This is a genomic window from Nostoc sp. CALU 1950, assembly GCF_051172895.1.
GTDB classification, from domain to species: Bacteria; Cyanobacteriota; Cyanobacteriia; order Cyanobacteriales; family Nostocaceae; genus Nostoc; species Nostoc edaphicum_A.
The window spans coordinates 1-14,065 of the sequence record NZ_JBDNJQ010000198.1 but is presented as its reverse complement, the minus strand read 5'-3'; the positions used below and the strand labels follow the sequence as shown (position 1 = coordinate 14,065).

General features: G+C 42.8%; 15 protein-coding genes. 13 read left to right on the top strand and 2 right to left on the bottom strand.

What is annotated here, in order from left to right:
• The 13 genes from ABF638_RS33075 to mgtA form a co-directional block, all read left to right on the top strand.
• Window positions 1–263: PspC domain-containing protein (locus tag ABF638_RS33075; protein WP_435027050.1), on the top strand; the 263-nt coding region annotated here is incomplete at its 5' end.
• A complete protein-coding gene (locus ABF638_RS33070) occupies window positions 260–907 on the top strand; it encodes a hypothetical protein (RefSeq protein WP_420760428.1) in 648 nt (215 codons plus the stop codon). The genes ABF638_RS33075 and ABF638_RS33070, both read left to right, overlap by 4 nt.
• A 151-nt stretch (window positions 908–1,058) precedes the next feature.
• Window positions 1,059–1,721 (top strand): GIN domain-containing protein, encoded by a 663-nt coding sequence (locus tag ABF638_RS33065; protein WP_435027049.1) that lies wholly within the window; start codon window positions 1,059–1,061, stop codon window positions 1,719–1,721.
• 195 nt (window positions 1,722–1,916) lie between these two features.
• A complete protein-coding gene (locus ABF638_RS33060) occupies window positions 1,917–2,405 on the top strand; it encodes a hypothetical protein (protein WP_435027048.1) in 489 nt (162 codons plus the stop codon).
• Between the two features lie 6 nt (window positions 2,406–2,411).
• The gene (locus tag ABF638_RS33055) at window positions 2,412–2,750 is read left to right on the top strand and encodes a hypothetical protein (protein WP_412983222.1); all 339 of its coding nucleotides are present in this window, start codon (window positions 2,412–2,414) and stop codon (window positions 2,748–2,750) included.
• A 24-nt stretch (window positions 2,751–2,774) separates the two neighbouring features.
• A complete protein-coding gene (locus tag ABF638_RS33050) occupies window positions 2,775–3,617 on the top strand; it encodes a DUF6920 family protein (RefSeq protein WP_435027047.1) in 843 nt (280 codons plus the stop codon).
• Between the two features lie 56 nt (window positions 3,618–3,673).
• Entirely contained in the window at window positions 3,674–4,405 is a 732-nt protein-coding gene (locus ABF638_RS33045) for a ZIP family metal transporter (RefSeq protein ID WP_435027046.1), read from the top strand.
• Between the two features lie 53 nt (window positions 4,406–4,458).
• Entirely contained in the window at window positions 4,459–4,857 is a 399-nt protein-coding gene (locus ABF638_RS33040; RefSeq protein ID WP_420759294.1) for a hypothetical protein, read from the top strand.
• Window positions 4,858–4,920: 63 nt separating this feature from the next.
• The gene (locus tag ABF638_RS33035; RefSeq protein WP_420759295.1) at window positions 4,921–5,865 is read left to right on the top strand and encodes a DnaJ C-terminal domain-containing protein; all 945 of its coding nucleotides are present in this window, start codon (window positions 4,921–4,923) and stop codon (window positions 5,863–5,865) included.
• Window positions 5,862–6,173 carry a chaperone modulator CbpM gene (locus tag ABF638_RS33030; RefSeq protein WP_420759296.1) on the top strand — a complete coding sequence of 104 codons (312 nt, stop codon included), beginning with the start codon at window positions 5,862–5,864 and terminating at the stop codon, window positions 6,171–6,173. Before ABF638_RS33035 ends, ABF638_RS33030 begins: the two co-directional genes overlap by 4 nt.
• Entirely contained in the window at window positions 6,170–6,985 is an 816-nt protein-coding gene (locus ABF638_RS33025; protein ID WP_420759297.1) for a potassium channel family protein, read from the top strand. Before ABF638_RS33030 ends, ABF638_RS33025 begins: the two co-directional genes overlap by 4 nt.
• 173 nt (window positions 6,986–7,158) lie before the next feature.
• Window positions 7,159–7,569 carry a hypothetical protein gene (locus tag ABF638_RS33020; RefSeq protein ID WP_435027045.1) on the top strand — a complete coding sequence of 137 codons (411 nt, stop codon included), beginning with the start codon at window positions 7,159–7,161 and terminating at the stop codon, window positions 7,567–7,569.
• Window positions 7,570–7,949: 380 nt separating this feature from the next.
• The gene (mgtA, locus tag ABF638_RS33015) at window positions 7,950–10,613 is read left to right on the top strand and encodes a magnesium-translocating P-type ATPase (protein ID WP_435027043.1); all 2,664 of its coding nucleotides are present in this window, start codon (window positions 7,950–7,952) and stop codon (window positions 10,611–10,613) included.
• 288 nt (window positions 10,614–10,901) lie between these two features.
• On the opposite strand, the gene ABF638_RS33010 is transcribed toward mgtA, so the two are convergent.
• Both ABF638_RS33010 and ABF638_RS33005 read right to left on the bottom strand, forming a co-directional pair.
• Window positions 10,902–11,084 carry a hypothetical protein gene (locus tag ABF638_RS33010; protein ID WP_435027042.1) on the bottom strand — a complete coding sequence of 61 codons (183 nt, stop codon included), beginning with the start codon at window positions 11,082–11,084 and terminating at the stop codon, window positions 10,902–10,904.
• Window positions 11,085–11,374: 290 nt separating this feature from the next.
• A complete protein-coding gene (locus ABF638_RS33005) occupies window positions 11,375–13,687 on the bottom strand; it encodes an NACHT domain-containing protein (protein WP_435027041.1) in 2,313 nt (770 codons plus the stop codon).
• Between the last annotated feature and the right edge of the window lie 378 nt (window positions 13,688–14,065).

Genomic DNA, 14,065 nt, shown 5'->3' with positions numbered 1-14,065 from the left:
TTTCTTTGATTCTCAAGGTCAAGCGATCGAATGCCAATACTCCCGTCATGCCAAGGACTGTATTTCATCGCAGTCGTCGTAAAGTTTTCGCAGGCGTGTGTTATGCCCTTTCTCAGCTATGGAATTTACCAATCCTGGGTGTTCGGATTGTGACCGTTATTTTAGCGATCGTCATCCCTGGATTTATTTTTCTGTACTTTTGGTGTTGGTTGGCATTCCCAATCGAGCCGCGATCTCAACAACCTGTAGGAGAACAATCATGAGTCTACGCAAAGCTCATCAAAATCCTCACCACCCAAAAACCACCTTTGCGGGACAGTTAGTTTGCCCCCATTGCCAAACGGCTTTTCCCATTACGTGGCGGCGATATTGGTCTGCGCCGTGGGGAAATTACCGATGTCCTGAATGTCGGGAAATATCCCAGGCCACAGCAAATTTCTGGTGGGTATTGCCCCTCACGATCGTCGCCATGATAACGGGTGCAATCCTTGGTGTTGTGTTCGCCGCTTACGTTTTTCATATCGGATGGACGGGGATAGTTTTCCTCTTAATCGGTGGCTTGGCCATTGGTTTACCACTTGATAGATGGATGGATGGGCATTTAAGACGGCTTGAACCAAGGGAGGCAAATTCTGCATCGGTACTTATGAAATATTTCAAAGCAATTTTCTTTTTCCTGATCACATGTTTCAAAGCAATTTTCTTTTTCCTGATCACATATGTCTTAGTTTCGGCATTTTCTGGACTGATCATCTTCGCTATTTTATCTGGCAAATTCATGATCTATGTGGGTTACAGTTCTGATTGGCGCACTTGGATAGGAAATATCTTGGGTATCTTGGCTGGCATCTATGCGGCGGAAGCAGTACTTAATCCAAAACCAAGGAAAAACAAAAATAGAGGGTAAGGAAGCTTTATCATAGGTCACTTTATTCAGTTATCCAAATTGAAAATTGTGCGGACGTTGACGTAGCCTCTCTCTTCGCGGAGCGTTCCCCAGGAAAAGAGAATCGCGCTCAGTTATTTAAATTTCAGTTTGAAGCAAGGGAGGCAAAATAATGAGATCAAAGCTATACAGTTTAGCTGCGTGCTTGGCAGCTTTGAGTATGTTTGCAGGCTGCTCTTTTAACTTCGGTGCGCTTAGAGGCTCTGGGATCGTCAAAACTGAATCCAGAGAAGTTGCTGGATTTTCATCCATCTCCTTTAAATCCGTGGGTAGGGTCAGGGTGCAGCAGACGGGAAAAGAGTCCCTGACTATTAGCGCTGAAGACAACATCCTTCCGCTTTTAGAGAGTCGCGTGAAAGATCGCATCCTGTATCTGGGCATTGTAAATGATTCCTCTTTCGATCCGACCAAGCCTATTGAGTTTGCTTTGCAGGTCAAGAGTCTGGAAAGCTTAAACTTAGATGGTGTCGGCAGTATTGAAGCTAAGGATATTCAAGGCAAACAGTTATCAGTTTCTCTTGATGGCGTGGGTAGCATGGCGATCGCAGGAAGCGCTGATGTACTAGACCTTAGCCTTTCTGGGGTCGGAAGCTTTAAGGGCGAGGAGTTCAAGACTAAACAGGCTACGGTTCGCAATAGCGGCGTGGGGAGTGCGGTGGTCAATGTGAGCGATCGGTTAGATACAACTGTATCTGGCGTGGGGTCAGTAGAGTATATTGGTTCTCCCCAAGTTCGAGAATCCGTGAAAGGGGTGGGATCAGTCAAGAAACGGTAGTTTTTATCAAAAACCATAAAGTTTCACTCGTACATCAACCGTTACGTTTCATATCGTATTCAATCAATTCATTCAGGAAATAGAACAAACACCCGTCACAGTAATGCCAGAAGTTAAAGTTGTTAACTCAAATATTAAAAGGGTACTGAATTTTATCAATGTTCCCATTAATCGTCTCTGCACAAGGGTAATCAAATGACATTCATACGGGCTTGGCGATTTATAACATTTATGCTGGCTTCGTTTAGCCTAAGTTTGTCTATGACCCATTTGCTAGAGTTGCCGCAAAGAATGCAGTTTGACCAACAACTATGGGTTAAAGTAACGGTTTTTGAAAATGTTTATAAGTTGTTTGGCTCAGTCGGCGCAGCTTTTGAAATTACAGCAATTCTGACGGGAATTGTGTTGGTATTTCTTGTTGGCAAACGTGGTTCAAGTTTCTACTGGACTTTGGGCGGAGTAATTTTCTTGGTACTTGCATTTGTGAGTTGGATAATATTTGTTGCGCCAATGAATGCTGAATTCGCCAAATGGTTGACGAATCCCATTCCAGCAGATTGGATGCGGTATCGGGATCAATGGGAGTATGCACATGCAATTAACGCCTTGATCAAAATTATTGGGCTAAGTTTGCTCGTTATCTCTGTGCTTGTAGAAACGCCGAAAATGGAGAAATTAGACTGAGACAATATGGAAAGTGAAACCAAATTAACGCTGATTAAAATTATTCACACGTTGATATGGGTATTCTTCAACTTTGTGATTTTCTATATGCTTTATGCCGCGATTGCTCACAATCTCAACATCTGGCTCTGGATTGGTTATGGATTTGTATTTATAGAAGGGCTAACTCTGTTAACTTTCAAACTTCAATGCCCATTAACTTTGATGGCTCGTAAATATTCAAACTCTACAAAAGACAATTTTGCAATTTATCTTCCCAATTGGTTATCCCAGTACACAATGCTGATCTATACATCTATTGTAGTAATTATTTCAATCATCACAATTTATCAACTTCTGAATTAACAATTATAGGTAAGCATCATGTGGATGAAATGGATTGCAATGATTGGTGTTTTCATCATAGTCTGCCTCGGACTTGCTGCGATCTATGGTAGCTATCGCTGGCAGTTAAACACTGATAACTTACGAGCCAAATTAATAAATGGACGGCAAACAATTAAGCCCCAAATCTATGAGCAAAAAGAAATTGAAGGCTTACCAGATCCCGTACAGCGATTTTTTCGGACAGTACTCAAGGATGGACAAGCGATCGTGGCTGTGGTCAAGCTCTCTCAGCAAGGACAGTTCAATCTGAATGAAACAGAAGCCAAGTGGAATCCTTTTACTGCCACTCAAATTGTGATGACTCAACGCCTCGGTTTTGATTGGGATGCACGCATCCAGATGGTTCCAGGAGTTAATGCCTTTGTTCATGATACTTATCTCTTAGGAGAAGGCAGCTTACACGCATCATTACTCGGTCTTTTTACAGTTGCAAAAATGCACGGTGCGCCTGAAAACAATCAAGGTGAATTGTTACGGTACTTTGCTGAGGCAACTTGGTATCCTACTGCCCTATTACCCAGTCAGGGTGTGCTATGGGACGCAATTAATGACACCTCCTCTCGCGCTACTTTGACGGATGGTGCAACAACTGTCTCCCTCATATTTCAGTTTAATGCTGAAGGGACGATCGCTACTTGTCGGGCTGAGGCTCGTTATCGTGACAAGCTTACTGCTATGCCTTGGGTCGGTCGATTCTGGGAATATTCAGTTTGTAATGGGATGCTTATTCCCTTAGAAGGCGAGGTGGGATGGGAGTATCCAGAAGGCACTCGGCTCTATTTTAAAGGAAGAACTACAGAGATTCACTATGAGTTCGCGTCTTGATGGACTGTAATCGAAACAAACATCAAAAAGTATGTTACGACTAGCGGAGCCTGACTATGCAGGAATTTCTATTTGCTCTAACACTATCAGCTTTGCCCGTTGTCAGCAACTTCATGGGAGCAATGATTGCTGAAGCCTTACCATCATCAAAACAAACATTAGGACTTGCACTGCACGCTGCTGCTGGCGTACTGCTAGCGATCGCATCTACCGAACTGATACCAAGAGTTGCGATCGCTAAACCTGTTTGGGCAGCTATTTTAGCGTTGTTTTTGGGTGGAGCTTTTTTTGTCTGGATTAATCAGCTTCTCAATTTAAGCAAAAATCGACTGCGTGGTGTTGATCATAATACCGTTAGTTGGGTGATTTTTCTAAGCATTGCCATCGACTTATTTGGCGATGGCTTAATGATTGGCACTAGTTTAACGATCGCGCCTCATCTAGGGGTGATGCTGACATCGGGGAGAGTTGTGGCTCACATTCCCGAAGGATTTGTCACCAACGCAGAGTTTAAGAGTCAAAATATGCCGCGAACACAGCGATTTTGGTTACTTGCGGCGTTTCTTATCCCTGTTTGGCTGGGCGCGACGCTGGGCTATTGGGGATTGCGCGGACAAACTGATCTACCCAAGTTAATTGTACTTGCATTTACAACAGGTACTTTGATGGTGGCGATCGTTGAAGAAATTCTTCCTGAAGCCCATCAAACTCAAGATACAAACTTATCTACGTTGACGTTTATTGGGAGTTTTGCACTTTCAATGTTGTTCTCATCTTATCTTGAATAACTCACCAACTCTGTATTATTTACAAAACTCTAGTTTCTATCAACGTAAACAATATGTCTACTGATAAATTTATCAAACTTGATATTTTAGATAAGATGAATTTAAATCTGCTTCCTTCAATTAACGCCAAGTTGATGATTGTCAACCATGCTGTGACAAAACCAGATTTGACAAGACCGGAAGGAGCTATTACACATGATGAAGCATTGTTTTTCACTCCCTTATGCTCGATGATATTTTTGGCAATTTTCATTTTTAAATTGCTAGATGCTTGGAAGATTGCAGGAGAAAAATTTACAACGGTCAACTGCTTCCATCAACTTCCCTGTCGGAACTGTCGCTTCTTTACAAACAACCATTATTTATACTGCACAGTACACCCCTCTATTGTCCTCACAGAACAAGCACTTGATTGCTCTGACTACTGTCCCTTAAGTGAGAATTTAGAATGAAAAATTGTGATAAATCCAGGCTTACTACCCACCGCAAAATAACCCGCAATCGAGAGGTAACTGATGCCAACTACAACAGACTTTAAAGACTACTATGCCATTTTGGGAGTAAGCAAAACCGCAACCCCAGAAGAAATCAAACGGACTTACCGCAAGCTTGCCCGCAAATATCATCCTGACCTCAATCCTGGAGACAATGACGCAGAAACAAAGTTCAAAGAACTGAACGAAGCAAATGAAGTACTCTCTGATCCAGAGAAGCGGCAGAAGTACGATCGCTTTGGTCAGCACTGGAATAATCCTGGTTACACTGAAGCGCCGACACCTAGCGGAACTAATGCTGGGACGAGCGACTTCGATCAGTACGGCGATTTTGATTCGTTTATCAACGATCTGCTGGGTCGAACGAGACGTAAAACCTCCACTGGTGGATTTGATGATTTTAATGGTGGATTTCGTTCTCAAGCCCCTGCACCAGATACCGAAGCTGCGATCGCCCTCACATTTTCTGAAGCATTTCACGGTGTCCAAAAGCGGCTGCAACTCGACGACGAAACGATCAACGTCCGCATTCCCGCAGGTGCAAAACCAGGCAGTCGAATTCGGCTCAAGGGTAAAGGTCGTCCTAGTCCATTCTCTCAACAGCGCGGTGATTTGTATCTAACTATCGAAGTGTTAACCCATCCCTTCTATCGATTTGAGGGCGATAACCTTGTTTGTGACATTCCAATTCGCCCCGATGAAGCAGTTTTAGGGGCAGAAATCAGCGTACCAACCCCCGATGGTAGCGTGACAATGAAAGTTCCTAAAGGGGTGCGATCGGGGCAATCGCTTAGACTGCGCGGCAAAGGCTGGACATTGCCCAAAGGGGGACGAGGTGACTTATTTGCCAAACTTCAGATTGTCACGCCGCAAGACCTGAGTGCGATCGAGCAAGAATACTACGAAAAAATCCAGGCAAACACTAGCTTTAACCCACGTACCCAGTTAGAGGAGATTAAATTATGACCTTCAGCCTTTCTAAAACCGTGGTTTCCCTCGAAGGTGAGCAACTTTACAGCTTTGAATATGCTGCATTGATCACTAAAACTTCGACTACCCTGGTGAAGTTTTACGTTGAGTTAGGCGTAATCGAACCCATCGGTGATTTACTACATTCCCGCGAAATTGCGCGAATTGCTCAGATTCAACGCTTGCGTCGAGATTTGGGGCTGAACTTAGTCGGAGCGGCAATGGTGTTAGATATGACGAGTGAAATTGCCCAATTACGGGCACAGCTAAAGGTGTATCAGTCTCATTCATCAAACTCGTTATGAGCTATCTGAACCAACGGTCAAAGCCTGCGTTAGATCAGGAGCGCAGTGAGGTGTTGCAACAGTTGGAAGATTGGCTAGAAACGCCGATGCTGGTGCTGGGCTTTGCTTGGTTGGGACTTTTTATTGTTGAGCTAGTTTGGGGGTTGAATCCTCTATTAGAAGCGATCGCTGCTATCATTTGGATCACCTTCATCATAGATTTTGGTATCAAATTTCTCCTCGCACCTCACAGAATTTCCTACCTTCGACATAATTGGTTGACCGCTTTTTCGCTGTTTATTCCAGCGCTGCGAATCTTTCGGATTTTGCGAGTCATGCAGTCTTTGCAATCAGTTCATGCGGTTCGAGGGTTACAGTTGTTGCGAGTGATGACACGAACCAACAAAGGAATGCGAGTCCTGGGAGCCAGTATTGGGCGGCGAGGGTTTGGCTATGTGGTGGGATTAACTATAATTGTCACTCTAATTGGAGCGGCTGGAATTTATGTGTTTGAGCGTGAACTTCCTGATGGCACTATTACCGATTATGGTACTGCACTGTGGTGGACGGCAATGGTGATGACTACCATCGGGTCTGATTACTTTCCGAAAACGGCAGAAGGGCGGGTACTATGTTTTTTCCTGGCACTGTATGCGTTTGCGATCAGTGGTTATGTGACGGCAACTTTGGCAACATTCTTTGTTGGTCAGGATGCCGAAAATAATGAAGCAGAACTAGCGGGTGTAAAATCAATTAAAGCCTTGCAAGCAGAAATTACCGCACTGCGAACTGAGATTCAAGCTTTAGCACGACGAGATTTAAATAATTCGTAATTCGTAATTCGTAATTTGTAATTCGTAATTAAGTTTTGTATCGTATTCAATCAATTCATTCAGGAAATAAAACGACCGTCTATCACAGTAATATCATAAGCCAAAGTTGTTAATTTGACTCTGGTAAGCAGTTCTAAAATTCAATGTGGAACTAGTGAACAAAGGAGATATCAATGAAAACAAAAGTAGGGCTGTGGATTGACCATAGAAAAGCTATTGTCGTGACTGTTACGGAGAAAGGGGAAGATATAAAAGAGATCATATCGGAAGTAGAAAAACAGCCTCGGCGTTCTGGTGATTCACCTCTGAAGGGCGCTTACGAATCACATCAAGTACCCGCAGATGATAGCCTCCAGAGAAATTTTACAGGACAACTTAATATTTACTATGATGCAGTCATTTCATATATTCGTGATGCAGAGTCTATTCTGATATTTGGCCCAGGTGAGGCAAAAGATGAACTGAAAAAACGTCTTGAAGAAAATAACCTCGGTAGACGCGTCGTAGGCATTGAAACAGTTGACAAGATGACGGATCATCAAATTGCTGCCAAGATTCGACACCACTTTGCCGAGTCGCGTTAAGCAGCAAAAAGATTTAACTCTTAACTTGCACCCTAGCAATTAGAAATCGTGGCTATACCAACGTACTCCTTTGGAGAACCCGTTGGCGCAGCCTCTCGAAGAGAAGGGTAGTCCGCCTACGGAGACTAACGCAAAATCAAGGCTTTTTAACCTGCGGAGGCAGGTAAAGTCTCGTGTAGCCGCAACTTCTAGTCGCCTAGTGCAAGATATTAAGTTAACGCAAATCAGTTGACTAAGCTGTTGCGCGTATAACTTGCACTTTTTATGGTTTGAAACCCTTGTTGCAACAGAAATACTCTGGAAAATTAAAGACACAACAGCTTAACCCCAAAAAATCAAACCGATGAATCCCCAACTCTCCACGTTTTGGAGCTTACCTTATGAAAATGTTAAGCCAGTCTCCCAATTCATCCAAAAAGCCTAAAACGGGATCTAGCCAGTCTGTAGACTCATCCAACGCACTTATCGATATCGCTCAACATGATGTAGATGGAGTTCTGCACTTATTTGACACTTCCCTGGAGGGGTTGACTGAGACTGAAGCCCAGCAGAGGTTAGGGAAATCAGGGCTGAATGAGATCGCCCGTGAAAAAGCGATCGCGTGGTATATCCAACTGCTGAAAACGGTGACTAATCCCCTCTCGCTTTTACTCATTGTTCTGGCGACGATTTCACTGTTAACTGGGAGTCCAACAGCCGCCTCGATCATTTTTGCGATGGTGATTTTCGGTGGTTTGCTGCGCTTTTCACAAGAATTTCAGTCGAACAAAGCCGCCGAAAAGCTGCGGGAAATGGTGAGCGCAACGGCAATGGTGAGTCGCTTGAGTGCCGCACCGAAAAAAGAGAAGGGAATAACAACAGGAAAGGAAATTGCCGTAAAGTTGCTGGTTCCTGGTGATGTTATCTTTCTTTCAGCCGGAGATATGATTCCAGCCGACGTGAGGCTGATTGCTACCAAAGATTTATTCCTCAGTCAGTCAACCCTCACCGGGGAATCTCTACCCACTGAAAAACACCCAGAACTCCCAGATCACAATGAGAAAAACCCACTAGAGTTAGTCAATCTCTGTTTTATGGGTACGGCGGTAGTCAGTGGTTCTGGAACAGCCGTTGTCGCCGAAACGGGTAGTCATACTTATCTAGCATCATTGGCTAAAACCGTTAGTGGACGAAAACCACGAACAAGCTTTGACAAAGGCGTGAATGGCGTGACTATGCTGCTGTTGCGCTTTATGCTGGTCATGGCTCCACTAGTCTTTTTGATCAATGGGGTGGTTAAAGGCAATTGGATCGAGGCATTCACCTTCGCTTTATCTGTGGCTGTGGGGCTGGCTCCAGAAATGTTACCTGTGATTGTCACGGCAAATTTGGCCAAAGGGGCAATTACCATGTCTAACAAAAAGGTGATTGTCAAAAATATTGATGCGATTCAAGACTTTGGCTCAATGAATATTCTCTGTACTGACAAAACAGGCACTCTAACTCAAGATAAAATCGTCTTGCAGAGACACTTAGATCCCTACGGTCAAGAAAGTACAGATGTTCTCAAATATGCCTATCTCAATAGCTTTTACCAGACTGGCTTAAAAAATTTATTAGATGTCGCCGTTCTCGCTCACAATCAAGAACTTGCATCTTTAGACATTGAGAAAAACTACCAGAAATTTGATGAAATTCCCTTTGACTTTGTGCGTCGTCGGATGTCTGTCGTTGTCGAAGAAATGGGAAAACAGCATATCCTAATTTGCAAAGGTGCAGTTGAAGAAGTCCTAAAAGTCTGCACCCAACTCAAAGTTGATGACAAGGTTTTGCCAATGGATGAGTCAGTCCATATCAAGGTTGCCGATTTACAACAAAAACTAAACTCTGAAGGGTTACGGGTAGTCGCGGTGGCATACAAAGTGATGCCAACCGATCAATTGCATTATGCCATTACCGATGAGAGTAATTTGGTTCTGTTGGGCAACATCGCGTTTCTCGATCCACCCAAAGATTCCGCAGCCCAAGCGATTAAAGCCCTCAAGCGCAATGGAGTTGATATAAAAATTATCACTGGGGATAATGAAATCATTACTCGTAAAATCTGCAAAGATGTTGGCTTACCTGTCCAAAACGTTTTATTAGGTAGCGATATTGAATCTCTATCAGATGATGAATTAGCTTCATCTGCTGCAAATACAACTATTTTTGCTAAATTCTCTCCCACTCAAAAAGCTAAAGTTATTCAAGTGCTGCGAAAAAAAGGCAATATTGTAGGATACATGGGAGATGGGATCAATGATGCAGCCGCTTTGCGGGAGGCAGATGTGGGCATCTCAGTTGATACGGCAGTCGATATTGCTAAAGAGTCGGCAGACATTATTTTGTTAGAAAAAAATTTGTTAATCCTAGAATCTGGGGTAATCGAAGGTCGCAAGACTTTTGCCAATATCATCAAATATATCAGAATGGGCACTAGCTCTAACTTTGGGAATATGTTTAGCGTTTTGGGCGCGAGTGCGATTCTGCCATTTTTACCGATGCAGCCAGTGCAGATATTAATAAATAATCTCCTCTACGACTTTTCGCAAACGGGCATCCCCTTTGATGATGTCGATCGAGAAGACTTAATCAAGCCGCCGAAATGGAAAATCGACAATATTCGGCGATTTATGATCTTCATCGGCCCGATTAGCTCCATTTTCGACTATTCCACCTATGCCCTCATGTGGTTTGTATTTGGGGCTACCTCTGTAGACAATCAAGCTTTGTTCCAAACAGGTTGGTTTGTGGAAAGTCTGATGACTCAAACGCTGATTGTCCATGTCATTCGCACGGCTAAGATTCCTTTTTTCCAGAGTCGGGCTTCTTTGCCCATGCTGTTGATCACCGCTACTGTGATGGGAGTCGGAATGTATCTGCCATTTTCTCCAATTGGGGCTAGTTTGGGGTTTGTTCCTTTGCCGGCCGTTTATTTTCTTTGGTTAGCTTTAATCCTAACTTGCTATTGTATATTGACTCAATTTGTGAAAACTTGGTTCATCAAGAAATATGGATATTGCTAAGAGGATGTTTTAAAAGTGGTCATCTGTAATTATAGGCACTTCTAGATTCCCCCTAACCCCCCTTAAAAAGGGGGGAACCGGAATCAAAGTCCCCCTTTTTTAAGGGGGATTTAGGGGGATCTAAAACGTTTTGCTACCGACCAGAGGACTTTTAAAACATCCTCTAAGAACCTAGTACCGCCGTGAATTCAAAATTTAAAATGACGCTCTCTACGAGACGCGAAAAGCGAACCTGACTTTTCACATCCCGTGAAAAGTCAGATTACGCCAAGGGCTTGTACAAAAAAGCTATTCATCTTCGTCTCCTGATGGTCGTTCGCTCTCGCTTTGTTGGCTGTTCCACTCCAAAACAATACGCTCTAGCATTTCATCCTGCGTACAGTTATTTACAACAGCGTATTCCTTAATTAACTCTGTTACTTTTAGACTAATGTCGCGTATATCTAGTGGGTTATTTCTTGCCGTTTTCATGATATTTTCCCAGAATATTTAAGCAGTTTTGCTGTTTCTGTTACTAACTGCTTCACCAAAGGCTTTTGGATATACAGACGCAAGAGCCTTCAGTATTGTCAGTAAAAGCGATCGCTAGAATTTATTTTTCTTTTGAAGACATAAATGTTCGGAATTTTCGTATTAGTCTAGCTCCTATACTATGATTTGGTGTTGTTTGATTTTGTGAATTAGTTGATTAACTACGACACAAAACTTAATTCTTGATGATTTTTACAATCCAAACCTCTTTCAGGAATTAACCAAAAGAATTATTGCCATTCCCTATCCTCAAGTTCCTTTATCGGCAACAATAAAGTGGCTTCAATTTCTTGTCTAATAGCAGCCGTCACCTCACAATTGCTATGTAGACAATCGAGTAGTAACTGATTAGCATCGTAGTAGCGTTGCAACACTTGCTCTTGCTCAGAGCTAAACTGCCACTCGTGGTTAATATTGCGATAATTAATCACCGTCTTGTTTACCTGTTCAGCCCAAGCTGAATAGTTCGTTTGCGACCATAGCTCAAACCGTTGTTGACTTTGACCAGAATTTGGCAACTGGTCAGAGAGTTGTTGCAGGGATTTATGGAGTCCAACATCCAGAACAATACCCAAAATGTTGCTCATAGCTTCTCCGCAGGCGTGGATATGGGCAAAGCTTTGGCTCCCATCAATTGCACACTCTATCAGCAGGTCATCTAATGCCGCATCCAGAAACATCCCTTGGTCGAGGCTGCTGGCTAGGGCAAAGTGAGAAGCTATGTGAGGAGTCCGACTCAAAGCAAGGTAAAATGCTCTCACTGTCGCATCTTTTGATTGGGTAGGAATACTGCGAGATTTTTGGCTAGCCCAGGTCAAAAACTCTTGTAAATAAGCATCTTGGGCAACGAGTGTATCAATCTGTTGCTTCATCAACAGTACTAGAGAGTCTGCACTCCTGAGCATGGTGGCGGTTAACAAGAAGATTTCACGCCAGTGGGGGTCGGTGATATGACTGACTAGACCGAATAGCGCTTGCCCAAATGCCTCTAAGTTATGGCTGGCAACGATTTTCCTCGCTGTGAAGTATTCTTGAAATGCTAGATAGGAAAAGGAAAAAATTCCCCGCGCCCGTTCTGCCAGTAGTCCATGTTGAGCCTCGATTGACTTCAGCACTGCTTCACTTTCTATTTGCAATTCTTCTGCATCCATTGGCAGGTTGCTTAGATTGTCAATATAATCACCAATGTATTGCTCAACGATGCGTTGCTCAAAAAAGTACTGACCCTGCTCAAATGTCGCGGCTGCAATCTGACTGAATAACTTGAGTTTTTGTGATAATAAAAACCCTCCGTAAACGTCATCCCGTTCAACGCCTCTGGCTTCATCCCATTTGCCTAATAGAAGGTCTAAACCTTCTTTATAAAAGTCAGTCCGCTTAGTCGGAAATTTTCCTTTACCATGAAACACCCAACAGGCAAGATGCAGAAATAGGGGTGTGACGACGAGTTGGCGAAATTGCCAATTTTCATCTAATTCCAACTTTTGAATAAACTGAACAGACTGCACCTGACCATCTTTTTGGCTGGTTTTGCTGAAAACCATAAACCATTTTTGAGCGAAGGCTCGGATTTGTTCTAAGGTAAATGGGGCAATTTCAACATCGGTAAAGCCTCGGAGTCTGAGTTTTTGAGCTGCTGTTCGACAGGTCGCCACGAACCGATTTTTGTGATACTTCTCTGAAAACCTCCGAATTTCGTTCAAGATAGCATTGCTTTGTTGATTAAGAACTTCATCCATGCCATCAAGCAAGAGTAATACTCTGCCTGCATTCAGCAAGGTTTCGATGACTGAGGGATCGGAAATTCCAGATGTGATAAATTCTTGGCGGATGTATTTTAATAGGCTGAACTCGTTGGTAATCTTAGACTCTTGGGCAAAGTTTCTCAGTGTGATGAATATTGGCACCTGATTTGCCGCAAATGCGTTTTGGTTACATTGAATGGCAAGATGTTGCAAAAAGGTGGTTTTACCTACTCCTGGTTTGCCTAGCACCCTGAGCTTGGAGTATGTTTCAACTGCCTGTGTACCAGGTATTTGTTTCTCATCAACTTCACCTAAGCCAATACGGTCAAATTCTTTGGGATCAAGGTTTTGCAGATCAGTGATCTCTAACCACTGAAGACTGGCAATTGACTCCAAAATATTCACATCTATATATATGTCATCGATCGCAACGGGACGGCTGATATCCAATAACTGCAAAATACCACACTGGTCTTGAATTTTGTCGAAGCGTTGCGATCGCACTTTTTCCACTAGTTGATCAATATCCAGTACAGTCGGTTGGGCGTATTCTTCTCGTGACAAAAATTCTGCTGGAAGATTAGTCGCAATCTCCCGCCAATTCAGTTCTAAAATCAAACAAATTTCAATAAAGGTATGACGCTCAACTGGACGACCACTCAAAAACCGCCAAATTGGTTGTCTAGTCTTGAGGTTGACTTCTGCTGCTAGATTGTCTTGTGTCCACCCCTTACGAGCAAACGCTCTTTTAGCCTCTTGAATCCCAGTGAGTGATGCTTGGAGCGATCGCTTGACCATAGGAAAAAAACTTCTAAAATCAAAAACTCAAACTTTTATTAACATCTTTCATCATAGAGTTTTTTTTGTGGTACTAAATCTCTCCTTAGTTAAGGATATACACAATTAAGAAAAAATACTCTAGCTCTAGTGAGATCCTGTTAAATATATTAATTTTTATAATTAACTCAAACACTATGAATTTATTTTATACATTTCAAACTTGGAGCGATACTTAATCTCAAGCACCCATCTGTCATGCTCTATGAAGTACAGATTAAGGGCTGATCAATATTCGTCCTTATTCACTATGATTTTAGCTTGAAGATAAATATGAATTTTTTATTAATTAGTAAAGTATATAAAATCATTGAGCTTGCTGAATTAATCTATTGCCCA